General features: G+C 62.4%; 20 protein-coding genes. 13 read left to right on the top strand and 7 right to left on the bottom strand.

Going from position 1 to position 22,551, the window contains the following annotated elements; all coding sequences use genetic code 11:
* Nucleotides 1-114: 114 nt before the first annotated feature.
* A complete protein-coding gene (locus tag ACK1VC_RS11840; RefSeq protein WP_172455960.1) occupies nt 115-747 on the bottom strand; it encodes a response regulator in 633 nt (210 codons plus the stop codon).
* Nucleotides 748-754: 7 nt separating this feature from the next.
* Nucleotides 755-3,142, bottom strand: coding sequence for a PAS domain-containing sensor histidine kinase (locus tag ACK1VC_RS11835; protein ID WP_191087203.1), 2,388 nt, complete (start codon nt 3,140-3,142; stop codon nt 755-757).
* A gap of 95 nt (nt 3,143-3,237) precedes the next feature.
* On the opposite strand from ACK1VC_RS11835, the gene ACK1VC_RS11830 reads away from it, so the two are divergent.
* Nucleotides 3,238-4,233, top strand: a complete 996-nt coding sequence (locus ACK1VC_RS11830) for an alpha/beta hydrolase family protein (RefSeq protein WP_191087202.1) — start codon at nt 3,238-3,240, stop codon at nt 4,231-4,233.
* 134 nt (nt 4,234-4,367) lie between these two features.
* Here ACK1VC_RS11830 and ACK1VC_RS11825 read toward each other — a convergent pair whose 3' ends face one another.
* The 3 genes from ACK1VC_RS11825 to ACK1VC_RS11815 are packed head-to-tail and all read right to left on the bottom strand — an operon-like array spanning nt 4,368 to nt 6,824.
* A complete protein-coding gene (locus tag ACK1VC_RS11825; RefSeq protein WP_449117959.1) occupies nt 4,368-5,135 on the bottom strand; it encodes a TerB family tellurite resistance protein in 768 nt (255 codons plus the stop codon).
* A gap of 1 nt (nt 5,136) precedes the next feature.
* Nucleotides 5,137-5,808, bottom strand: a complete 672-nt coding sequence (murU, locus tag ACK1VC_RS11820; RefSeq protein ID WP_016484617.1) for an N-acetylmuramate alpha-1-phosphate uridylyltransferase MurU — start codon at nt 5,806-5,808, stop codon at nt 5,137-5,139.
* Entirely contained in the window at nt 5,805-6,824 is a 1,020-nt protein-coding gene (locus tag ACK1VC_RS11815; RefSeq protein WP_191087201.1) for an aminoglycoside phosphotransferase family protein, read from the bottom strand. Before ACK1VC_RS11815 ends, murU begins: the two co-directional genes overlap by 4 nt.
* Nucleotides 6,825-6,954: 130 nt before the next feature.
* Here ACK1VC_RS11815 and ACK1VC_RS11810 point away from each other — a divergent pair, with 130 nt between their 5' ends.
* The 11 genes from ACK1VC_RS11810 (at nt 6,955) to ACK1VC_RS11760 (ending at nt 20,994) form a co-directional block, all read left to right on the top strand.
* The gene (locus tag ACK1VC_RS11810; protein ID WP_024717956.1) at nt 6,955-9,762 is read left to right on the top strand and encodes an LPS-assembly protein LptD; all 2,808 of its coding nucleotides are present in this window, start codon (nt 6,955-6,957) and stop codon (nt 9,760-9,762) included.
* Nucleotides 9,743-11,062 carry a peptidylprolyl isomerase SurA gene (gene surA / locus ACK1VC_RS11805; protein WP_033731906.1) on the top strand — a complete coding sequence of 440 codons (1,320 nt, stop codon included), beginning with the start codon at nt 9,743-9,745 and terminating at the stop codon, nt 11,060-11,062. The genes ACK1VC_RS11810 and surA overlap by 20 nt, the downstream gene beginning before the upstream one ends.
* Nucleotides 11,059-12,048 carry a 4-hydroxythreonine-4-phosphate dehydrogenase PdxA gene (gene pdxA / locus ACK1VC_RS11800; protein WP_016484613.1) on the top strand — a complete coding sequence of 330 codons (990 nt, stop codon included), beginning with the start codon at nt 11,059-11,061 and terminating at the stop codon, nt 12,046-12,048. Before surA ends, pdxA begins: the two co-directional genes overlap by 4 nt.
* On the top strand, nt 12,045-12,845 hold the full coding sequence (gene rsmA / locus ACK1VC_RS11795; protein WP_016484612.1) for a 16S rRNA (adenine(1518)-N(6)/adenine(1519)-N(6))-dimethyltransferase RsmA: 801 nt from the start codon (nt 12,045-12,047) through the stop codon (nt 12,843-12,845). Before pdxA ends, rsmA begins: the two co-directional genes overlap by 4 nt.
* Nucleotides 12,846-13,050: 205 nt before the next feature.
* Entirely contained in the window at nt 13,051-13,431 is a 381-nt protein-coding gene (gene apaG, locus ACK1VC_RS11790) for a Co2+/Mg2+ efflux protein ApaG (RefSeq protein ID WP_016484611.1), read from the top strand.
* Nucleotides 13,431-14,306: a symmetrical bis(5'-nucleosyl)-tetraphosphatase gene (locus ACK1VC_RS11785; RefSeq protein ID WP_016484610.1), complete on the top strand. Its 876-nt coding sequence runs from the start codon at nt 13,431-13,433 to the stop codon at nt 14,304-14,306. Before apaG ends, ACK1VC_RS11785 begins: the two co-directional genes overlap by 1 nt.
* 5 nt (nt 14,307-14,311) lie before the next feature.
* Nucleotides 14,312-14,644 carry a thiosulfate sulfurtransferase GlpE gene (gene glpE / locus ACK1VC_RS11780; RefSeq protein ID WP_016484609.1) on the top strand — a complete coding sequence of 111 codons (333 nt, stop codon included), beginning with the start codon at nt 14,312-14,314 and terminating at the stop codon, nt 14,642-14,644.
* Between the two features lie 284 nt (nt 14,645-14,928).
* Nucleotides 14,929-16,851: a PrkA family serine protein kinase gene (locus ACK1VC_RS11775; protein ID WP_016484608.1), complete on the top strand. Its 1,923-nt coding sequence runs from the start codon at nt 14,929-14,931 to the stop codon at nt 16,849-16,851.
* 141 nt (nt 16,852-16,992) lie between these two features.
* On the top strand, nt 16,993-18,267 hold the full coding sequence (locus tag ACK1VC_RS11770) for a YeaH/YhbH family protein (RefSeq protein WP_016484607.1): 1,275 nt from the start codon (nt 16,993-16,995) through the stop codon (nt 18,265-18,267).
* Nucleotides 18,264-19,832, top strand: coding sequence for a SpoVR family protein (locus ACK1VC_RS11765; RefSeq protein WP_016484606.1), 1,569 nt, complete (start codon nt 18,264-18,266; stop codon nt 19,830-19,832). The genes ACK1VC_RS11770 and ACK1VC_RS11765 overlap by 4 nt, the downstream gene beginning before the upstream one ends.
* Nucleotides 19,833-19,887: 55 nt before the next feature.
* Nucleotides 19,888-20,994: a multifunctional CCA addition/repair protein gene (locus ACK1VC_RS11760; protein ID WP_016484605.1), complete on the top strand. Its 1,107-nt coding sequence runs from the start codon at nt 19,888-19,890 to the stop codon at nt 20,992-20,994.
* A gap of 48 nt (nt 20,995-21,042) precedes the next feature.
* Here ACK1VC_RS11760 and folK read toward each other — a convergent pair whose 3' ends face one another.
* Together folK and folB are read right to left on the bottom strand one after the other, a co-directional pair.
* Nucleotides 21,043-21,552 carry a 2-amino-4-hydroxy-6-hydroxymethyldihydropteridine diphosphokinase gene (gene folK / locus ACK1VC_RS11755; protein WP_016484604.1) on the bottom strand — a complete coding sequence of 170 codons (510 nt, stop codon included), beginning with the start codon at nt 21,550-21,552 and terminating at the stop codon, nt 21,043-21,045.
* The gene (folB, locus tag ACK1VC_RS11750) at nt 21,543-21,899 is read right to left on the bottom strand and encodes a dihydroneopterin aldolase (protein ID WP_191087200.1); all 357 of its coding nucleotides are present in this window, start codon (nt 21,897-21,899) and stop codon (nt 21,543-21,545) included. The genes folK and folB overlap by 10 nt, the downstream gene beginning before the upstream one ends.
* Before the next feature lie 74 nt (nt 21,900-21,973).
* On the opposite strand from folB, the gene plsY reads away from it, so the two are divergent.
* A complete protein-coding gene (gene plsY / locus ACK1VC_RS11745) occupies nt 21,974-22,543 on the top strand; it encodes a glycerol-3-phosphate 1-O-acyltransferase PlsY (protein ID WP_060517980.1) in 570 nt (189 codons plus the stop codon).
* Nucleotides 22,544-22,551: the final 8 nt, after the last annotated feature.

Raw genomic sequence — 22,551 nt, 5'->3', positions numbered from 1 at the left:
CCCCCCCCCCCCCCCCCCCCCCCCCCCCCCCCCCCCCCCCCCCCCCCCCCCCCCCCCCCCCCCCCCCCCCCCCCACGGAGGGTTCGGCAAGCTTCGGGCACGGGGATGTCGCAATCAGACCAGCTTGTGTTCCATGGCGTACTTCACCAACTCCGCCAGCGAGTTCACTTTCAGCTTTTGCATCAAGCGCGCCTTGTGGGTGCTGATGGTCTTGCTCGACAGCGCCAGCTGCTGGGCAATGTCGTTGACGTTGGCCCCTTGGGCCAGGCGCTCGAACACCGAGAACTCCCGCTCCGACAACAGCGTGTGCAATGGTCGGGACTCGGTCAGGCCCACTTCGAACACCATGCGGTCGGCCAGCGACGGGTCGATGTAACGCCCACCCCCCGCTACCCGGCGAATTGCAGTCAGTAGCAGCGCCGGGTCACTGTCCTTGGTGGCATAGCCCGCTGCACCGGCTTTAAGCGCCCGCGCCGCCATCTGGGCCTCGTCGTGCATCGACAGCATCAGGATTGCCGGGGCATCGTGCAATGCACGGATCCGCGGGATCGCCTCCAGGCCGTTCACACCTGGCATCGAGATATCCAGCAGCACCACCTCGCACGGTGTGTAGCGCAGGGTTTCGAGCAGTTGCTCGCCATTCCCTGCCTCCCCTACCACCTGCATGTCCTTGGCCAGGCCAATCAACTGCTTGATGCCTTCACGGACAATGGTGTGGTCTTCGGCCACCAGTACTCGAATCACGATTGCTCTCCTACTCCAACGGAATGGCCACACTCAGGCTGGTGCCTTCGCCTGGTTCACTGTCCAGCACCATGCTGCCCCCCAGCATCAGCACCCGCTCGCGAACACCCACCAGGCCAAATGAAGTGGGCCGGGTCTGCTCGCGGCAAAAGCCTCGGCCATCATCGCTGACCGTCATACGCAGCCGCCCCTCTTCACGCACCAGTTCGATCTCCACGCTGTGCGCCTGAGCGTGACGCATCACGTTCGTCAGCGCCTCCTGCAGGATACGAAACAGGCCGGTGGCCTTGGCATCGCTCAATGCTGGCAGATTATCCGGCACTTGTACCAGGCAGGGGATCTGCGTGCGGGCTTCGAAGCGCCGTGCCTGCCATTCGATGGCCGAAGCAATGCCGGCATCGAGGATCGGCGGACGCAAGGCAGTGGCAACATCACGTACCAGCTGGAACAGCTGGGCGATCAAGCGCTTCATGCTTGCCAGGCGCTCATTCAGGCCGGGGTCCAACTCGGCAAACGCCAGCTCGCACATCGACACCTCCAGCTTGAGCACAGTCAGCATCTGCCCCAGCTCGTCATGCACTTCCCGGGCGATGCGGGCTTTTTCTTCCTCGCGCACGCTTTCCAGGTGGGCCGACAGCTCGCGCAACTGTTCCTGGGAACGGGCCAGTGCCAGTTCTGCCCGTTTGCCCTGAGTGATGTCCCATACCACACCGTCCCATACCACCTGGCCGTTGGCCAGTCGCCGGGTACTGGCCTTGATGTCCGCCCAGCGTTGTTCACCCTGGCGAGTCAGGATGCGCCCCTGCCAGGACCAGTCTTGGTCGCTGGCCAAGGCCAGGTCCTGGACGCGGTGGTAATCGGCGCGGTCTTCGGGGTGAACCAGGTTGCGCAGGCCCATCTGTGGGTGCTGGATCTCGGCCGGCGCATACCCCACCAGCGCCTCGCTGCCCTCACTGATGTAGGGGAATTCCAGCTCGCCCTCGCCCGGGTCACGCTCAAGGCGAAACACCAGCCCCGGCACGTTGCCGGCAATGCCCTTGAGCCGCGCCTCGCTTTCTCGCAGTGCCGCCAGGGCGCGGTGGCGCTCGGTGACATCGGCAAGGTAGACCACCAGATATTCGGAATCACGAAAGCGCAGAAAGCTCAGGGACAGCTCGACCGGCAACAGGCTGTGGTCGGCCCGCCGGCACTGCGCCTCGAACTGGCCGACACCGCCCTCCCCCGTGCGAGCGCCTTTCCACAACTCCAGCCAACGGTCCATGGTCAGGCTTGGCTCAAAGGCGCTCAGCGGCCGCTCCAGTAGCTCGCCGTCGCCATAACCCAGCATGCGCTCGGCGGCATGGTTGGCGTAGCGTACGTGGCTGTCCCAGTTGACCCAGAGGATGCCCACCGTGCTCTGGTCGATGGCGAACTGGCTCAGGCGCAAGGCCTCTTCACGCACCTGTCGCTCCGCCAGGCTTTCCCGCGTGGCCAGCAGGCTGCGCTCCAGCTGACGCTGCTGCCGGCGTTGCCACACCAAGGTGGCCAAGGCACACAACAGCAACAAACCGAACAGCAACGCCAGGTTCTGCCAGAAGCCCGGCGACTCACTCAGGCGTGGGTATTTCGGCTGTAGCCAACGTTGGTGCAGCTGCTCCAGCTCTTTCGCCGGCAGCGCCTGCAGGCCACGTTCGAGCACATCGGCCAGCAGCGGCCAGTCGCGGCGCGAGCCGATGCGCAGCAGCTGCGGCAGGCCGATATCGCCGACTACCGCCAGCTCACTGAACTCACTCTCGCGTGACAAGCGGCTGAGCTGGGCTTCATCCAGCACCGCAAAACTGGCCTGGCCACCCACCACCAGTTGCAAGGCCTCGCGCTCGTTGGGCACCCCCTGCAGGTTGAGGTTGCTGTAGTTGCCGCGCAGGTAATCGGCCAGCTGGCTTGGCATGCGCACGGCCACCCGCTGCTCGGCTTCAAGCTTTTCCAGCTCCACCGCCATGGCGCCGGTGCGCGGCCCCACCACCAGCTGCGGCACGCGCATGTACGGGTCGCTGAACAACCATAGGCGCAGGCTGGCCGGCGTCTGGGTAAGGCCAGGGGCGAAGTCGATTTCACCGCTCTGCAGGGCGTGTTCAAGGCTGGCCTGGTCGTTGAAGTTGCGCCAGGTGAGGTCCAGGTGCAGTGCCTGCGCCAGGCTGTTCACCAGTTCTACGTTGGCCCCGTACAGTTGCTGCAGGCGCCGGTCGAACTGGGCGTAGGGTGCCTGCAGCACCAGGCCGACGCGCACGTTGCGGTGCGCATCCAGCCACTGCTGCTGCGCAGGCTCCAGCGTAACGGTGGGCACCGCCTCGGGCCTGGCCAATGCAATCAAGGGCAGCCACAAGCAGCCGATAACCAACAGGCGACGTACTCGCTTCATCTAAACGCTCGTCTTGGCAAAGGCGGCCATGCAGCATGGCCGTCACGGGCAAATACTATTAGGCTGCCGGTATCATTCTGGCCCTGGGTTGACTCATGTCCACACTTTATCGCACGACGCTGGCAATGTGCTGCCTGGCCTCGATCCTTCCACTCGGCGCCTTGGCCGCCGATGCCGAAAAAACCACTACCACCGAGGCTCCAGCCGCCGAAGCCCCGCGCCCGCCCCTGCTGGAGCGCAGCCAGGAAGATGCCCAGGCGCTGGAGCGGCTGGTGCCAAAGGCTGAGCAGCAGACCCTGCAGGCCGGTGCCGACAGCTTTCTGGCCCTGTGGAAACCGGCTAACGACAACGACCCGCAAGGGGCCGTCATCATCATCCCAGGTGCAGGCGAGACCGCCGACTGGCCCAATGCGGTCGGCCCGCTGCGGCAGAAATTCCCTGATGTCGGCTGGCACAGCCTGAGCGTCAGCCTGCCCGACCTGCTCGCCGACAGCCCGCAAGCGCGGGTCGAGGCCACCCCGCCTGCCGAGCCTGCGAAAGACCAAGGCGAAAGCGCCCCGGCCAAGGACGTGCCGGCCGATGCCAATGCCAACGTCGCCCAGGCCACGGCGGCCGATGCCGATGCGGCAGAAAGCACTGACGCCGAACAGGCCAGCGAGCAGGCGGACCCTGCAGATGCCGAGCGTATCTTCGCCCGCCTGGATGCCGCCGTGGCGTACGCCCAGCAACACAACGCTCGCAGCATCGTGCTGATCGGCCATGGTAGCGGTGCGTATTGGGCGGCCCGCTATCTGAGCGAGAAGCAGCCACCCCAGGTACAAAAACTGGTGATGGTGGCCGCACAGACACCGGCGCGGGTTGAGCATGACCTGGAAAGCCTGGCGCCGACCTTGAAGGTGCCGACGGCCGATATCTATTACGTCACCCGCAGCAGCGACCGCAACGCGGCCGCGCAGCGTCTGCAAGCCAGCAAGCGGCAGAAGGACAGCCAGTACCGGCAGTTGTCGTTGATTGCCCTGCCGGGGAACAAGGCTGCGGAACAGGAGCAGTTGTTCCGCCGGGTGCGGGGGTGGATGAGCCCGCAGGGTTGAGCTGAAACCGATGGGGTGCCGTGCACCCCCATCGCGACACAAGGCCGTTCCCACAAGTACTGCGCCCCCTCGGGCTTTGCGCGAACTTGTGGGAGCGGCCTTGTGTCGCGATGGGCCGCACAGCGGCCCCATTTTCACAGGCCCCGGCGCTTACGGATCATGGCGTAGGCCTGATGCAACTCACGGGTACGCTCGGTCGCCTCACGCACCTGCACCTCGCTGGCACCGGTACCCGCCAGCTTGTCCGGGTGATGCCGGCTGACCAGCCGGCGATACGCCTGCTTGACCTTGTCCACATCCGTGTCCGCCTCAACTGCCAGCAAGCGCAACGCTGCGACATAGGTCATGGCTACCCCTTCCGTCCCGGCTACCTTGCGCGGCTCGTACTCCAGCGACATCGCCTGCACCTGGCGCCGGCTGAGGCCCAGCTTCTGCCCCCAATCCAGCAGCAACTCACGTTCCTTGTTGCCCATCTTGCCATCGGCCCAGACCATGCGCCAACACGCACGCAGGGTGCCTTCAGCCGCATGCGGCTGCTGGCGAATGCGGCGCAAATGGCTGCCCAGCCGGTCCTTGCCTGCCTTGCCGCGATTGAACGCAGCTATCGCGCGGAGCCGGGCCGCTTCGGCCAGGTCCAGGCGCACCATTTCCTGGCGCGCCTGCCGGATATGCTGCTCGACCACCCGGCCATCGCACTTGGCCAGGCGCCCGAGCATCACGAACAGCAGCTCGTCGTCGCGCAACGCCGAGCGACCGCCCAGGCGTTCGCGCATGTCTTCCCAGCCTTGCAAGCGCAGGCGGCGGTCCATGGCTTGCCCTAACAGCCCCCCGAGCAAGGCCCCCGGAATGCTGGCAACAGCAAAACCGGCACCCATTCCAATCACCGTGCCTGGCCACCACATGTCAGGCGCGCTCGCCAATCAAACGCTCAGCCTCGGCCAGGCGCTCAGGCGTGCCAACATCTACCCAGTGTCCACGGTAGTGCTCGCCAGTGACCTTGCCCTGCGCCATGGCCTGACGCAGCAGCGGCGCCAGCTTGAAGGCACCCGGCCGACAACCGTCGAACAGCGCCGGGTGCAGCACCGAAAGGCCACTGAAGGTCAGCGTGCCCGATGCGGCATCACCATCGACGACCTGCTCGCCTACCAGGCAGAAGTCACCGCGCCCGTGATGGCCAGGGTTGTCGACCAGTACCAGGTGAGCAAGGCCTCGCAAGGGGGCCTGCAGGCCTTTGAAGTCGTAGTCGCTCCAGACATCGCCGTTAACCAGCAGGAACGGCGCGTCACCCAGCAATGGCAAGGCCTTGAAGATGCCGCCACCGGTTTCCAGCGGCTCGCCCTCGGGTGAATAACGGACACTCAACCCGAAGCGGCTGCCATCGCCCAGGTGGTCTTCGATCTGCTGGCCGAGCCAGGCATGGTTGATCACCACCTCGGTAACGCCCGCCGCGGCCAGGGCGTGCAGGTGGTACTCGATCAGCGGCTGGCCGGCGACCGGGATCAGCGGTTTGGGGGTATGCAGGGTCAACGGGCGCATGCGCTCGCCTTTGCCCGCTGCCAGGATCATTGCCTTCATGCACAAGCTCCGGCCTGCAACTCGGCAATCAGCTCACCCAGCTCCGCCAATTCGGGCCGGCGGCCGATCACTTCTTCTATATAGGCGAAGAAACGCGGCACGTCGCCCAGGTAGCGTGGCTTGCCATCACGGTGGCAAATGCGGGCGAAAATGCCGATGACCTTCAGGTGGCGCTGCACCCCCATCAGGTCGCTGGCACGCTGGAATGCTTCAAAGTCACCCTGCACCGGTATGCCGGCTGCCTTCGCCCGCTGCCAGTAGTCTCGCAGCCAGCCTTCGACCCGTGCTTGCGGCCAGCTGAGGAAGGCGTCCTTGAACAGGCAGGTGATGTCGTAGGTGACGGGGCCGTACACCGCGTCCTGGAAGTCCAGTACACCGGGGTTAGGGGTGCTTTGCATCAGGTTGCGCGGCATGTAGTCGCGGTGCACCAGCACTTGGGGCTGGGCCAGGGCGCTGTCGATCAGCAACTGGCTGACGCGCTGCCAGGTGGCTTTCTGTGCTTCGCTCAAAGCTACGCCAAGCTCCCGCCCCACGTACCACTCGGGGAACAGCTCGACTTCACGGCGCAGCAGGGCATCGTCGTAGCTGGGCAGCGGCGCGCCCATTGGCAGGCGCTGGAAGGCAAGCAAAGCCTCGATGGCATCGGCGAACAATCCGTCGGCGTTGTCGGCATTGATAATGTCGAGGTATGTCTCGGTACCCAGATCGCCAAGCAGCAGGAAGCCGCGCTCCAGGTCCTGGGCATGGATCAGCGGCACATGTACACCAGCGGTGGCCAGCAGGTGATCGATGGCGACGAACGGTCGGCAGTTTTCCTGCGGCGGGGGTGCATCCATGACCACGAAGCTATGGCCCGCACCCTGCCAACGGAAGTAGCGGCGGAAGCTGGCGTCACTGCTGGCGGCGGTCAGGCTGCCTGCAGGCACTTCGCCCCAGGCGTTGTTCCGGAAAAGATCATTGAGCTGCTCATCGAGCCAGACCGTCAGTTGTTGCAGGCGTACATCGTGTTCAGGCATTACAAGGGTCTCCGACGGCCCTAGCCGTCAAGCGGGTCATGCTTTATTATCCAGCATCTTTTTCAGACCATCGAGAGGCGTGCGGCCCCACACGCGGGCAGATGGCACGCAGGAAGCCCGGACTAATAAGATGGCATTGAAATCCCCCGCGTTTCGTAGAAAGTTTCCGTTGCTGGTAACCGGCGGTCTGCTGGCCCTGCAACCTCTGGCCACCTCATATGCAGTGGCAGCCGAACAATTCGACTGCCAAGTGTCCGCCTCCGGTGGTTGGGACTGCAAGCCCAAAGCGCCAGTCAACAACCTGCCACCGCGCCCGGTGCACGAAGGTGCGGCCGTCAGCTCCGGCACAGAAGCCGCGAGCGAAGCCGACACCGCAGACCGGCCAATGCTGGTCACCGAGGCCAAAGGCCGCGGCCTGAAGTCGCGCAGCGAAGACTACAGCCACCTGGACTGGGTGCCGCGTGAAAAGCTCACCGCCGCGCAGCTGGCCGAAACCGGCCCGTACTGCGGTGGCGCGTATGTCGAGCCAACCCGCCCGGGCATGGCTGATACCACGCCGAAGGACGAGTCGCCGACCTACATCAACGCCAAGGTGTCCAAGTACCAGCAGGAGCAGCAGATTGCTACCCTCGCCGGTGACGTGGTGATGCGCCAGGGCAGCATGCAGGCCGAAGCCGACGAGGCAAACCTCTACCAGACCGAAAACCGTGGCGAGCTCAAGGGTAACGTCAAGATTCGTGACAACGGTTCGCTGGTGGTCGGTGACCAGGCACAGATCCAGCTCGACACCGGCGAAGCCCAGGTCGACAACGCCGAATACGTGATGCACAAGTCGCACATCCGCGGCAGTGCGCTGTATGCCAAGCGTGGTGAAAACGCCATCATCCGCCTCAAGGACGGTACATACACCACCTGCGAACCGGGCAGCAACGCCTGGCAGCTGAAGGGCAACAACATCACCCTGAACCCGGCCACCGGTTTCGGTACCGCGACCAACGTTACGCTGCGGGTCAAGGATTTCCCGGTGTTCTACACACCGTACATCTACTTCCCGATCGACGACCGTCGCCAGTCCGGCTTCTTGCCGCCATCGTTCAGCAGCAGCAGCGACACCGGCTTCATGCTGGTCACGCCGTACTATTTCAACCTGGCGCCCAACTACGACGCCACGTTGTACCCGCGTTACATGACCAAACGCGGCTTGCTGATGGAAGGCGAGTTCCGCTACCTGACACCTTCGAGCGAAGGCCAGTTCGGCGGCGCCTACCTGAACGACAAAGACGACGACCGCAAAGACCAGACTGACTACAAAGAACAGCGCTGGATGGTCAACTGGCAGCACAAAGGCGGTTTGGACGAGCGCCTGATGACCGAGGTGAACTACACCGACATCAGCGACCCGTTCTACTTCCAGGACCTGGAATCCGACCAGATCGGCGTTGAAAGCAAGGACTTCCTTGACCAGCAAGGTGCGTTGACCTACCGCGGCGACAGCTACACCGCGCGGTTGAACGTGCACGCCTACGAGGCGGCGACCATTTCGCAGATCACGCCTTATGATCGCCTGCCGCAGATTACCTTCAATGGTGTACTGCCCTATCAGCCGGGTGGGTTGAACTTTGCTTATGAAACCGAGGCGGCACGCTTCGAACGTGACTTGAAGAATGACTTCGTTCGAGACAAAGATGGCAACCCGGATTTCTCTGCCGGGGCAGCCGGTCGCCGGCTTGACGAAAACATCCAGGGTATTGAACGTGCCAACGGAACACGTCTGAACGTCGCGCCGTCCATCAGCTACCCGATGACAGCCAGCTACGGTTTCATCACACCCAAGCTGAAGTATGCCTATACCCAGTACGACCTCGACCTGGACAGCAAAGGCAAAGCAGATGCAATCGCCTTGCAGAACGCGAACCCAAGCGCCTACGGCAGCTATGACAGCTCCGTGAATCGCGATGTACCGATCTTTAGCGTGGACAGCGGACTGTACTTCGACCGCAACACGTCGCTGTTCGGTACCAATTACAAGCAGACCCTCGAGCCGCGCCTGTACTACCTCAACGTCCCGTACAAGGACCAGAAGGACATTCCGCTGTTCGATACGGGCGAAACCCTGTTCAGCTACGACTCGCTGTTCCGGGACAACCGCTTCAGTGGCACCGACCGCATCGGCGACGAGAACAAGCTGTCGCTGGGTGTGACCACCCGCTGGATCGAAGACAACGGCTTCGAGCGCCAGAACTTCAGCATTGGCCAGGCTTACTACTTCAAGGACCGCAAGGTCCAGTTGCCTGGGATCGACTACCGCACCCGCAAAGATTCGCAGTCTGACGTGTCGCCGTATGCACTGGTGTACAACTACTACTTCAACCGCGACTGGCGCTTCAATTCGGACTTCAACTGGGACCCGGACAGCCGCAGCACCCGCTCGGGCAGCGCGATGTTCCACTACCAGCCTGAAGACAACCCGAACAAGGTGGTCAACCTCGGCTATCGCTACCGTAATGACACCATTGCCTTCGACTCGACCACAGGTACCTGGAAAGTGGGTGGCGGTGACTACGGCACCCCGGGCGATCCGAACTACATCAAGGACTACTACAAGATCCAGCAGCATGACTTCTCGGTCATCTGGCCGATCGTTCCGCAGTGGAGCGTCATCGCCCGCTGGCAGCATGACTACAACCGCAACCGCACCCTGGAAGCCATGGGTGGTTTCGAGTACGACAACTGCTGCTGGAAGCTGCGCCTGATCAACCGTTACTGGATCGATTACGACGACTTCAGCCAGGCGCTTCCGCAGAACGAAAAAGGCGACCACGGCATCTTCCTTCAGATCGTTCTGAAAGGCCTCGGTGGCGTAGTGGGCAACAAGGTCGAATCTTTCCTCGACCAAGGCATTCAAGGTTACCGTGAACGTGAAGACCAAGCTTATTGATCGTCTGCGCCCAGTGTTGCTGGGCGCCGCTTTGCTGAGTGGCGCGGTGCATGCCGCGGTACAACCTCTTGATCGCGTGGTGGCCATCGTCGACAACGACGTGGTCATGCAAAGCCAGCTGGACCAACGCGTCCATGAGGTACAGCAAACCATCGCCAAGCGCGGCGGCGGCGTGCCGCCGACCAGCGCTCTTGAACAGCAGGTACTGGAACGCCTGATCGTCGAAAACCTGCAGCTGCAGATCGGCGAGCGCTCTGGCATCCGCATTACCGACGAAGAGCTGAACCAGGCCATCAGCACCATTGCCCAGCGCAATGGCATGTCGCTGGACCAGTTCCGCGCCGCCCTGGCCCGTGACGGCCTGTCGTTCGATGACGCTCGCGAGCAGGTCAAGCGCGAGATGATCATCAGCCGCGTGCGTCAGCGCCGTGTGGCCGAACGCATTCAGGTGTCGGAGCAGGAAGTGAAAAACTTCCTCAATTCCGACATGGGCAAGATGCAGATGTCGGAAGAGTACCGCCTGGCCAACATCCTCATCCCGACCCCGGAAGCCGCCAGCTCGGATGATATCCAGAAGGCAGCGCGCAAGGTGGGTGATGTGTACCAGCAGCTGCGCCAGGGCGCCGACTTCGGCCAGATGGCGATTGCCAACTCCGCCAGCGAAAACGCCCTGGAAGGCGGCGAGATGGGCTGGCGTAAAGCCGGCCAGCTGCCACCCGACTTCGCCAAGATGCTCAGCAGCATGCCGGTCGGTGAAATTACCCAGCCTATTCGCATCCCTAACGGCTTCATCATCCTCAAGCTCGAGGAGAAGCGCGGCGGTAGCGAGAACGTGCTGCGTGACGAAGTGCATGTACGCCACATTCTGATCAAGCCAAGCGAAATCCGCAGCGAAGCGGCCACCGAGCAACTGGCCGAGCGCCTGTACGACCGCATCAAGAACGGCGAAGACTTCGGCGAGCTGGCGAAAAGCTTCTCGGAAGACCCGGGTTCGGCGCTCAACGGCGGCGACCTCAACTGGGTAGACCCGAACAGCCTGGTACCGGAGTTCCGCGAACAGATGGCCAACGCCCAGCAAGGCGTAGTCACCAAACCGTTCAAGACCCAGTACGGCTGGCACGTTCTGGAAGTGCTGGGCCGCCGCGCCACCGACAGCACCGAACAGGCACGTGAGCAACAGGCCCAGAGCGTCCTGCGCAACCGCAAGTACGACGAAGAGCTGCAAACCTGGCTGCGCCAGATTCGCGACGAAGCCTACGTTGAAATCAAGCTGCCTGGCGCTGACCAGGCCGCCCAGTGAAGCCCCTGCGCTTCGCCGTCACCCCCGGCGAGCCGGCCGGCATAGGCCCTGACCTGTGCCTGCTGCTTGCCGCAGACGCCCAGCCCCACCCCCTGATCGCCATCACCAGCCGTGACCTGCTCGCCGAGCGGGCCACGCAGCTGGGGCTGGCTGTCAGCCTGCTGCCAGTCGTCCCGGGCCAATGGCCCGACCGACCGGCACCGGCGGGCAGCCTGTACGTGTGGGATACCCCTCTCGCCGCCCCGGTGGTGCCAGGCCAGCTCGACAAAGCCAACGCGGCGTTCGTGCTGGAAACACTGTCCCGCGCCGGGCAAGGCTGCCTGGATGGGCATTTTGCCGGGATGATCACCGCCCCTGTCCACAAGGGCGTGATAAACGAAAGCGGTATCGCCTTCTCAGGGCATACCGAATTCCTTGCCGAGCTGACCCACACCGCGCAGGTGGTAATGATGCTGGCCACCCGCGGCCTGCGCGTGGCCCTGGTGACCACCCACCTGCCGCTGCGTGATATTGCCGACGCCATCACTGCCGAGCGCGTCGAACGTGTAACCCGTATCCTGCATGCCGACATGCGCGACAAGTTCGGCATTGCCAACCCGCGCATACTGGTATGTGGCCTTAACCCGCACGCGGGCGAGGGCGGCCACCTGGGCCGCGAGGAAATCGACATCATCGAGCCGACCCTGGCCCGCCTGCGCACCGAAGGCATGGACCTGCGCGGGCCGCTGCCGGCCGATACCCTGTTTACCCCCAAATATCTGGAGCACTGCGACGCGGTGCTGGCGATGTACCACGACCAAGGCCTGCCTGTACTCAAGTACAAAGGCTTCGGCGCTGCAGTCAACGTGACCCTGGGCCTGCCGATCATCCGTACGTCGGTCGACCACGGCACCGCCCTGGACCTCGCCGGCACCGGCAACGTCGACACCGGCAGCCTGCGCGTCGCGCTGGAAACCGCCTACCAGATGGCCGAGAACCGACCATGAACGAGCAATACCAACACCGGGCGCGCAAGCGCTTCGGCCAGAACTTCCTGCACGACGCCGGCATCATCGACCGCATCCTGCGTGCCATCAACGCCAAGGCCGGCGAACACCTGCTGGAAATCGGCCCAGGCCAGGGCGCCCTGACCGAAGGCCTGCTGGGCAGCGGTGCACAACTGGACGTGGTGGAGCTGGACAAGGACCTGGTCCCGATCCTGCAGCACAAGTTCGCTGGCCGCACTAACTTCCGCCTGCACCAGGGCGACGCCCTGAAGTTCGACTTCAACCAGTTGGGCGTACCGCCGCGCAGCCTCAAGGTGGTAGGCAACCTGCCCTACAACATTTCCACCCCACTGATCTTCCATCTGCTCAGCCATGCCGGGCTGATCCGCGACATGCACTTCATGCTGCAAAAGGAAGTGGTCGAGCGCATGGCCGCAGGCCCAGGCGGTGGTGACTGGGGGCGCTTGTCGATCATGGTGCAGTACCACTGCCGCGTCGAGCACCTGTTCAACGTGGGCCCTGGTGCCTTCAACCCGCCGCCAAAAGTGGACTCGGCCATCGTGCGCCTGGTGCCGCACGAGGTGCTGCCGTTCCCGGCCAAGGACCACCTGCTGCTGGAGCGCGTCGTTCGCGAAGCGTTCAACCAGCGTCGCAAGACACTGCGCAATACCCTCAAAGGCCTGCTCGACAGCGCGGCCATCGAGGCAGCCGGCGTGGATGGCAGCTTGCGTCCCGAACAGCTGGACCTGGCGGCCTTTGTGCGCCTGGCTGACCAGTTGGCTGATCAGCAAGCCTGATATCGCTTGTACCGGCCTCTTCGCGGGTAAACCCGCTCCCACAGGTACGCCACAGCCTTCGAATACTGTGCAATTCCTGTGGGAGCGGGTTCACCCGCGAAGAGGCCGGCGCTGACAACAAAGACCACAAGCCCCACACCGCTGGCCCTCCCCCCTCCCAATGGCCTAGACTGCATTATTGCGTCAGCTCGCCCAAGGCCCTTGCATGTCCGACCCCCGCTATCAAATCGACGTCAACGTCGTGACTCGCTACCTGAAAGAACAATCCGACCCGGAAAACAGTCGTTTCGCTTTCGCCTACACCATCACCGTCCAGAACAAAGGCTCGCTGAAAGCCAAGCTGCTGTCACGCCACTGGCTGATCACCAATGGTGACGGCGAGGTCGAGGAAGTACGGGGCTCAGGCGTGGTGGGCCAACAGCCCAACATCGACCCGGGCCAGAGCCATACTTACAGCAGCGGTGCGGTGATCACCACCCGGGTGGGCACCATGCAAGGCAGTTATCAGATGTTCGCCGAAGACGGTAAGCGCTTCGACGCCGAGATCGCCCCCTTCCGCCTCGCAGTGCCCGGGGCGTTGCACTGATGGCAACCTACGCCGTCGGTGATCTGCAGGGCTGCCTGCAGCCCCTCAAGTGCCTGCTGGAACGTGTCAGTTTCAACCCGGCCGTTGACCGCCTGTGGCTGGTCGGTGACCTGGTCAACCGCGGCCCCGAATCACTGGAAACCCTGCGTTTTCTGTATTCGATACGCCAGTCGCTGGTGTGCGTGCTCGGCAACCATGACCTGCACCTGCTGGCCGCCTGGTACAACGTCGAGCGCCTGAAGAAAAGCGACACGCTGCGCGAGATCATCGAAGCACCGGATGCCGACCAGCTGTTCCACTGGCTGCGCCAGCAAAAACTGCTGCATTACGACGAGGCAAGGGGTATCGCCATGTCGCACGCCGGCATCCCGCCGCAGTGGACGCTCGGCCAGGCCCTTGGTCTTGCGGCTGAGGTGGAAGAAGTATTGCGCGACGACGGCCGCCTGAAGCTATACCTCGACGGCATGTACGGCAACGAGCCGAACAAGTGGAGCAAGAACCTCTCCGGCATCGAACGCCTGCGGGTCATTACCAATTACTTCACGCGCATGCGCTTCTGCACCGCCGAGGGGAAACTTGACCTCAAGAGCAAGGAAGGACTGGGCACCGCGCCCAAGGGCTACAAGCCCTGGTTTGCCCACAAGGACCGCCGCTCGCGGCATGTGAAGATCATTTTCGGCCACTGGGCTGCCCTCGAAGGCCGGGTCAACGAGCCAGGCGTCATCGCCCTGGACACCGGCTGCGTGTGGGGCGGCGCCATGACCTTGTACAACGTCGACAGCGGCGAATACCACCGTTGTGACTGCGCCGACGACGGCACCCTGCGCCAGCCGGCACAACCCACTACACTCAACGACCACACCCGAAGGAAGTAGTACCCATGAGCGAATTCAAGCGCATCCCTCCCGAGCAGGCCTTGGAGCTTCGCAAGCAAGAAGGTGCGGTCGTCGTCGACATTCGCGACTCCCAAGCCTTCGCCGCCGGTCATATCACCGGTGCCCGGCACCTGGATAACCATTCGGTTGCCGATTTCATCCGCAACGCCGACCTCGATGCACCTACCCTGGTGGTCTGCTATCACGGCAATTCCAGCCAGAGCGCTGCCGCCTACCTGGTCGGCCAGGGCTTTTCCGACGTGTACAGCGTGGACGGCGGCTTTGAACTGTGGCGCGCCACCTACCCGGCCGAGACCGCCCAAGGCACCGCCGAATAAAAATTTTCATTTCTACTGCAGCCCGCGCCCTGTGCGGGCTTGCGGCTTATCTGACGAACGGTAGTTCGCAACTTCTCCGCCCCTCCCCCTTGAACTTGCCGATAACCAACTATTCTTAAGCGCAGGCCATCCAGAAAAAGGGGAGAGCCGGTACACCGGCGTGCGGGTCATCGGTAGCGTTACAGGGTGTTCTGGGGGGTATACAGCAGCCGGCAAAACCGGTTGCATGCCAGCATCAGCTGACTGATCCGGCGTCGTCTCCACGTATCGAGCGAGGTGACGTCATGAGTATTTTTAGCCACTTCCAACAACGTTTCGAGTCCACGCGCCAGGAAGAACTCTCGCTGCAGGAGTACCTCGAGCTGTGCAAAGAGGATCGCAGTGCCTACGCATCGGCGGCCGAACGGCTGTTGCTGGCCATCGGTGAGCCAGAGCTGATCGACACCTCTACCAACTCCAGGCTGTCGCGCATCTTCTCCAACAAGGTTATCCGCCGCTATCCGGCCTTTGCCGACTTCCATGGCATGGAAGAGTGCATCGACCAGATCGTGTCTTATTTCCGCCACGCCGCCCAAGGCCTGGAAGAAAAGAAACAAATCCTCTATCTGCTGGGCCCGGTGGGCGGCGGTAAATCGTCGCTGGCCGAAAAACTCAAGCAGCTGATGGAAAAGGTACCGTTCTATGCCATCAAGGGCTCGCCGGTATTCGAGTCGCCCCTGGGGCTGTTTAACGCTACCGAAGACGGGGCCATCCTCGAGGAAGAGTACGGCATCTCGCGGCGCTACCTGAACACCATCATGTCGCCCTGGGCCACCAAACGCCTGCAGGAGTTCGGCGGCGACATCAGCAAGTTCAAAGTGGTCAAGCTGTACCCATCGATCCTCAACCAGATCGCCATCGCCAAGACCGAGCCGGGCGACGAGAACAACCAGGACATTTCCGCCCTGGTCGGCAAGGTCGATATTCGCAAGCTTGAGGAATTCCCGCAGAACGACGCCGATGCCTACAGCTATTCGGGCGCGCTGTGCCGGGCCAACCAGGGCCTGATGGAATTCGTCGAGATGTTCAAGGCCCCGATCAAGGTCCTGCACCCATTGCTCACGGCCACCCAGGAAGGTAACTACAACAGTACCGAGGGGCTGGGTGCCATTCCCTACACCGGCATCCTGTTGGCCCACTCCAACGAATCGGAGTGGCACACCTTCCGCAACAACAAGAACAACGAGGCGTTCATCGACCGGATCTACATCGTCAAGGTGCCGTACTGCCTGCGCGTCAGCGATGAGATCAAGATCTACGACAAGTTGCTGATCAACAGCTCGCTGGCCAAGGCCCATTGCGCGCCAGACACCCTCAAGATGCTCGCCCAGTTCACGGTACTTTCGCGCCTCAAGGAGCCAGAGAACTCCAACATCTACTCGAAGATGCGCGTCTACGACGGCGAGAACCTCAAGGACACCGACCCCAAGGCCAAGTCGATCCAGGAGTACCGGGACTCGGCAGGCGTCGACGAGGGCATGAACGGTCTGTCGACCCGCTTCGCCTTCAAGATCCTTTCCAAAGTCTTCAACTTCGACCCACACGAAATTGCGGCCAACCCGGTTCACCTGCTGTATGTGCTTGAACAGCAGATCGAACAGGAACAGTTCCCTGCCGAAGTGCGCGAACGCTACCTGCGCTACCTGAAGGAGTACCTGGCACCGCGCTATATCGAATTTATCGGCAAGGAAATCCAGACCGCCTACCTGGAGTCCTACAGCGAATACGGCCAGAACATTTTCGACCGCTACGTGCTGTACGCCGACTTCTGGATCCAGGACCAGGAGTACCGCGATCCGGAGACCGGCGAAATCCTCAACCGCATCGCCCTCAATGAAGAGCTGGAGAAGATCGAGAAACCGGCCGGTATCAGCAACCCGAAAGATTTCCGCAACGAAATCGTCAACTTCGTGCTGCGTGCCCGTGCCAACAACAACGGGAAGAACCCGAGCTGGCTGAGCTATGAAAAGCTGCGGGTGGTGATCGAGAAGAAAATGTTCTCCAACACCGAAGACCTGCTGCCGGTCATCAGCTTCAACGCCAAGGCCAGCAAGGAAGACCAACAGAAACACAACGACTTCGTCACGCGCATGGTGGAGCGTGGCTACACCGACAAACAGGTTCGCCTGCTGTCGGAATGGTACCTGCGGGTCAGGAAATCGCAATAAAGCGGCAAGCTTCTAGCCGCAAGCTGCAAGCTGCCCGGCGTCGGCGCTTCTGTCTACGCCACAGCTTGCAGCCGCGGTGGCTGCTCTTTCTTGCAGCTTGAAGCTCGTGGCTTGCAGCTGCATCCAGTCACCGGAGGGACCATGAGCTACGTTATAGACCGACGCCTGAACGGCAAGAACAAGAGCACGGTCAACCGCCAGCGCTTCCTGCGGCGGTACCGTGAACACATCAAGAAAGCCGTCGAAGAGGCGGTAAGCCGCCGTTCCATCATGGACATGGAACATGGCGAGCAGATCAGCATTCCGGGCCGCGACATTGACGAACCCGTGCTCCACCACGGTCGTGGGGGTAAACAGACCGTTGTGCACCCCGGCAACAAGGAATTCACTGCCGGCGAACATATCCCCAGGCCCCAAGGTGGCGGCGGGGGTGGCGGCGGCCGCGGCAAGGCGGGCAACTCCGGCGACGGCATGGATGACTTCGTCTTCCAGATCACCCAGGAAGAGTTTCTCGAGTTCATGTTCGAGGATCTCGAACTGCCCAACCTCGTCAAACGTCACCTGACCGGCACCGACACCTTCAAGACCGTACGCGCAGGTATAGCCAACGAGGGCAATCCGTCACGCATCAACATCGTGCGCACCCTGCGCTCGGCGCATGCCCGGCGTATTGCCCTGACCGGCAGCAGCCGCGCACTGTTGCGCGAAGCACAAAAGGAACTCGACCGCCTGCGGGTCGAGGAGCCGGACAACTTCACCGATATCCAGGAAATCGAACAGGAAATCGAGCGCCTGAAGGCACGCATTAACCGCCTGCCCTTCCTCGATACCTTCGATCTCAAATACAACCTGCTGGTCAAGCAGCCCAACCCCAGTTCCAAGGCGGTGATGTTCTGCCTGATGGACGTCTCCGGCTCCATGACCCAGGCCACCAAGGACATCGCCAAGCGCTTCTTCATCCTCCTGTACCTGTTCCTCAAGCGTAACTACGACCGCATCGAAGTGGTGTTCATCCGCCACCACACCAGCGCCCGGGAAGTCGACGAGGAAGAATTCTTCTACTCACGGGAAACCGGCGGCACCATCGTCTCCAGCGCGCTCAAGCTGATGCAGGAGATCATGGCCGAACGCTACCCGGCCAGCGACTGGAACATCTACGCCGCCCAAGCGTCGGACGGCGACAACTGGAATGACGACTCGCCAATCTGCCGCGACATCCTCTCCAAGCAGATCATGCCGCACGTGCAGTACTACACTTACGTCGAGATCACTCCCCGTGAGCACCAGGCGCTGTGGTATGAATACGAGCGCATCGGCGAAGCATTCCCCGACACGTTCGCCCAGCAGCAGTTGGTATCGGCCGGCGACATCTACCCGGTCTTCCGTGAACTCTTTCAGCGCAGGTTAGCCACATGACCGCCAGAGCACAGAGACGCCAACCCATTTCCACCGGGTCCGAGTGGACGTTCGAGCTGATCCAGACCTACGACCGGGAAATCAGCCGCCTGGCCGAACGTTACGCCCTGGACACTTACCCCAACCAGATCGAGGTCATCACGGCCGAGCAGATGATGGACGCCTATGCCTCGGTCGGGATGCCGCTGGGTTACCACCACTGGTCCTACGGCAAGCAGTTCCTCAGCACAGAGAAGTCCTACAGCCGCGGCCAGATGGGCCTTGCCTACGAGATCGTGATCAACTCCGACCCGTGCATCGCGTACCTGATGGAAGAAAACACCATGTGCATGCAGGCACTGGTGATTGCCCACGCCTGCTACGGCCACAACAGCTTTTTCAAAGGCAACTACCTGTTCCGCACCTGGACCGACGCCAGCTCGATCATCGACTACCTGGTGTTTGCCAAGCAGTACATCGCCCAGTGCGAAGAGCGCCACGGCATCGACGCTGTGGAAGACCTGATCGACTCCTGCCATGCCCTGATGAACTATGGCGTGGACCGCTACAAGCGGCCCTACCCTATCTCCGCAGAAGAGGAACGGCGCCGACAGAAAGAACGCGAGGAGCACCTGCAGCGCCAGATCAACGACCTGTGGCGCACCATCCCGAAAAGCGCCGAGCGGGGTAATGAACGCGATGATGCGCGCTTCCCCGCCGAACCACAGGAAAACATCCTCTATTTCATCGAGAAGAACGCCCCGCTACTCGAACCCTGGCAGCGTGAGGTGGTGCGCATCGTGCGCAAGATCGCCCAGTACTTCTACCCGCAGCGCCAGACCCAGGTAATGAACGAAGGTTGGGCAACCTTCTGGCACTACACGCTGATGAACGACCTGTACGACGAAGGGCTGATCACCGAAGGCTTCATGATGGAGTTCTTGCAGTCGCACACCAGCGTGGTGTTCCAGCCCGGCTTCGACAGCCCCTATTACAGCGGCATCAACCCCTACGCGCTGGGCTTTGCGATGTACACCGACATCCGCCGCATGTGCGAGAACCCGACCGAGGAAGATCGCCACTGGTTCCCCGACATTGCAGGCAGTGATTGGCTTTCTACCATCAAGTTCGCCATGAGCAGTTTCAAGGACGAGAGCTTCATCCTGCAATACCTGTCACCCAAGGTGATGCGCGACCTCAAGCTGTTCAGCATCCTTGATGACGACCAGCGCGACGACCTGCTGGTGCCAGCCATTCACGATGAAGCCGGCTATCGGGTGATTCGTGAGCTGCTGGCCGCGCAGTACAACCTGGGCAACCGTGAACCGAACGTGCAGATCTGGAGCGTCGACCGTCGCGGTGACCGCTCGCTGACCCTGCGCCACCAGCAACACAACCGCAAACCGCTGGGCGACTCTACCGAGGAAGTGCTCAAGCACCTGCATCGCCTGTGGGGCTTCGATATCCACCTGGAGACCGTGCAGGGCGAGCAAGTGATGAAAACCCACCACATGCCACCCCGTGGCGAGCATGGCGAAAGTGCGGACTACGGGCGCATGGACCTGGCAGTCATTCACCATCTCTAGTGCACCGCCATAACGGCCGACGGGTTATCCTGTCGGCCGTTATGGAGAGTTGCACATGCACATCTACAAAGTCGGCGGCGCCGTGCGCGACCGCCTGCTCGGCCGCCCCGTCAGCGATATCGACTGGCTGGTGGTAGGCGCCACCGTCGAAGAAATGCACGCCAAAGGCTATAGGCCGGTAGGCGCAGACTTTCCGGTATTCCTGCACCCGAAAACCGGCGAGGAATATGCCCTGGCCCGTACCGAGCGCAAGAGCGGGCGCGGTTATGGCGGGTTCACTTTTCACGCCAGCCCTGACGTCACCCTGGAAGAAGACCTGATCCGCCGTGATTTGACCATCAACGCGATGGCCGAGGACGAAGCGGGGACGGTGTACGACCCCCACCATGGCAAAGACGATCTGGAAAATCGAATTTTACGCCACGTTTCTCCGGCATTCGCCGAAGATCCCTTGCGCGTTCTGCGCGTTGCGCGCTTTGCTGCCCGGTATGCACCGCTGGGTTTCCGGGTTGCCGAAGAAACGCTTGCACTGATGCGCCAGATCAGTGCCTCTGGCGAACTGCAGGCGCTGACTGCCGAGCGCAGCTGGAAGGAGATCGAGCGGGCGCTGATGGAGGCAAAACCCCAGGTTTTCTTCCAGGTGCTGCGCGATTGCGACGCCCTGCCGGCCATGCTGCCTGAGCTTGTTGACGATGCACAGGCCTTGGCGGCGCTGGAGCAGGCAGCAGCGCATGAACAGCCCCTGCACGTGCGCTGGGCCTGCCTGTTGCGCGGGCTGGCACCGGCCTCGATAAAAGCCGTCAACCAGCGTCTGAAGGCACCGCGTGAGTGCCAGGAACTGGCCCTGCTGACAGGCGAATGCCTGGCGCAGGCGAATCAGGCGCTGGAGCTGCCTGCCACGGCACTGCTGGAACTGTTGCAGAAGTTCGATGTTTACAGGAGGCCGCAGCGGTTCGAGGACTTTGTGGTGGTCTGCGAGATGGCGGCGCTGGGCGATGGCGAGCAAGGTTATCCACAGGCCGATTACCTGCGAGGCGCAGCAGCGGCGGCGCGAGCGGTGGATGTGAAACCACTGGTACAGGCCGGGCTGACTGGACAGGCCCTGGGCGAAGCGCTCAAAGCCGAGCGGCTGAAAGCGCTTGAGGCTTACCAACTCGTCTGACCTTCCCGGCCCCTTCGCGGCTTTAGCCGCGAAAGGGCCGAAACAGGCTTAAGCGGGGGTCAGCTGCAAACCGCGCCACTCGAAGGCGACCGGGGCCAGTACCTGGTCAATCTGTGCCTCTTGCCACAACCGGGCCATGGTCTTGCCCGCGCCCGGATGCATCAGCTGAGGGGCCAGTAACGACAGCGGCCACAGCACAAAAGCGTTCTTCAGGATCTCGGCCCGAGGCAACACCAGCCCATCGAACGTGCCGTGCAGATCGTCATACATCAGCACGTCGATATCCAGCGGCAGCCCTTTGCGGTCCGGCGCGTAACGGCCATTCTCGGCCTCGATGAACTTCAATCGACGGTCCAGTTCGATCAGCGGCAGCGCGGTTTGCCCGGTCACCACGAAATTGATGAACGGCCCGCTCTTGATCCCCACCGCCTGGCTTTCGAACACCGGCGAGCAGCGCATGTCTGTGAGGATGCCCGCCAACGCATCGAGCCCGGCGCACAAATGCGCCTCACGGTCGATGTTGCTGCCAAGGCCCAGGTAAACCGTGCTCAGAGACATCCGCGCTCGATCTCCACGCCAACACCGCCACGGGCCGCTGGTACCGCACCCGGCTTGGTCAGCTTCAGCCGCACCCAAGGGATATGGAATTCTTCCATGAGCGTTGCCACCAGGCGCTCGGCAAAGGTTTCCACCAACTCGAAACGCGCCTGCTCGGCAAACGCCTGGATGCGCGCCGACACACTGGCATAGTCCAGCGCCAGGTTCAGCTCATCACCCGCTGCGGCCGGGCGGTTGTCCCAGGCAAAGCTCAGGTCCAGGCGCAAGCACTGGCGAATATCCCGCTCCCAGTCATAGGCACCGATGACGGTATCGACTTCCAGGCCTTCGATGAACACTCTGTCCAAGCACTTCTCTCCACAGCACGACAAGGGCGACTGGCGCCGTTAGAATCAGGGCGTCCTCGCCCGGAATAGTTAGCATGTTTTGGTTACTGGCGTTGCTCGCCTACCTGCTCGGCTCGCTGTCCTTCGCCATTCTCCTCAGCCGCCTTTCGGGCAGCCCGGACCCGCGTTCCAGCGGCTCAGGCAATGCCGGCGCCACCAACATGCTACGCCTGGCGGGCCGCAAAATGGCGATCCTGACCCTGCTTGGCGACCTGTGCAAGGGCCTTTTGCCGGTATTGCTCGCCCACCTTGCCGGGCTGGACCTGCACGCGCAGGCCTGGGTGGGCGTATGCGCGGTACTGGGCCACCTGTTCCCCCTGTACTTCCGTTTCCAGGGCGGCAAGGGCGTGGCGACGGCTGCCGGCATGCTCATGGGCCTGTATTTTCCGGCCGCGCTGCTGGCGATCGGCGCCTGGCTGCTGACCTTCTACCTCACCCGTACCAGCTCGCTGGCGGCGCTGATTGCCACGCCATTGACCTTGCCATTGCTGGCCTGGCGCGAGCCCGAAGCCTTGCTGCCGATCACCGTGCTGACCGTGTTGATCGTATGGCGCCACCGCAAAAACCTGCGCGACCTGTTCGCGGGGCGCGAACGGCACTTCTGATCGTTCGC

The sequence above is a fragment of the Pseudomonas sp. XP2 genome, from assembly GCF_053557975.1.
The sequence above is the reverse complement of the archived record's forward strand: the minus strand, read 5'-3'. Positions and strand labels throughout refer to the sequence as shown.

What these genes read in the sequence shown, in the direction of transcription:
- ACK1VC_RS11835 (WP_191087203.1), bottom strand. Translation starts at nt 3,142, where the DNA reads ATGAAGCGAGTACGTCGCCTGTTGGTTATCGGCTGCTTGTGGCTGCCC.
- ACK1VC_RS11830 (WP_191087202.1), top strand. Translation starts at nt 3,238, where the DNA reads ATGTCCACACTTTATCGCACGACGCTGGCAATGTGCTGCCTGGCCTCG.
- ACK1VC_RS11825 (WP_449117959.1), bottom strand. Translation starts at nt 5,135, where the DNA reads ATGTGGTGGCCAGGCACGGTGATTGGAATGGGTGCCGGTTTTGCTGTT.
- murU (WP_016484617.1), bottom strand. Translation starts at nt 5,808, where the DNA reads ATGAAGGCAATGATCCTGGCAGCGGGCAAAGGCGAGCGCATGCGCCCG.
- ACK1VC_RS11815 (WP_191087201.1), bottom strand. Translation starts at nt 6,824, where the DNA reads ATGCCTGAACACGATGTACGCCTGCAACAACTGACGGTCTGGCTCGAT.
- ACK1VC_RS11810 (WP_024717956.1), top strand. Translation starts at nt 6,955, where the DNA reads ATGGCATTGAAATCCCCCGCGTTTCGTAGAAAGTTTCCGTTGCTGGTA.
- rsmA (WP_016484612.1), top strand. Translation starts at nt 12,045, where the DNA reads ATGAACGAGCAATACCAACACCGGGCGCGCAAGCGCTTCGGCCAGAAC.
- apaG (WP_016484611.1), top strand. Translation starts at nt 13,051, where the DNA reads ATGTCCGACCCCCGCTATCAAATCGACGTCAACGTCGTGACTCGCTAC.
- ACK1VC_RS11785 (WP_016484610.1), top strand. Translation starts at nt 13,431, where the DNA reads ATGGCAACCTACGCCGTCGGTGATCTGCAGGGCTGCCTGCAGCCCCTC.
- glpE (WP_016484609.1), top strand. Translation starts at nt 14,312, where the DNA reads ATGAGCGAATTCAAGCGCATCCCTCCCGAGCAGGCCTTGGAGCTTCGC.
- ACK1VC_RS11775 (WP_016484608.1), top strand. Translation starts at nt 14,929, where the DNA reads ATGAGTATTTTTAGCCACTTCCAACAACGTTTCGAGTCCACGCGCCAG.
- ACK1VC_RS11770 (WP_016484607.1), top strand. Translation starts at nt 16,993, where the DNA reads ATGAGCTACGTTATAGACCGACGCCTGAACGGCAAGAACAAGAGCACG.
- ACK1VC_RS11765 (WP_016484606.1), top strand. Translation starts at nt 18,264, where the DNA reads ATGACCGCCAGAGCACAGAGACGCCAACCCATTTCCACCGGGTCCGAG.
- ACK1VC_RS11760 (WP_016484605.1), top strand. Translation starts at nt 19,888, where the DNA reads ATGCACATCTACAAAGTCGGCGGCGCCGTGCGCGACCGCCTGCTCGGC.
- folK (WP_016484604.1), bottom strand. Translation starts at nt 21,552, where the DNA reads ATGTCTCTGAGCACGGTTTACCTGGGCCTTGGCAGCAACATCGACCGT.
- plsY (WP_060517980.1), top strand. Translation starts at nt 21,974, where the DNA reads ATGTTTTGGTTACTGGCGTTGCTCGCCTACCTGCTCGGCTCGCTGTCC.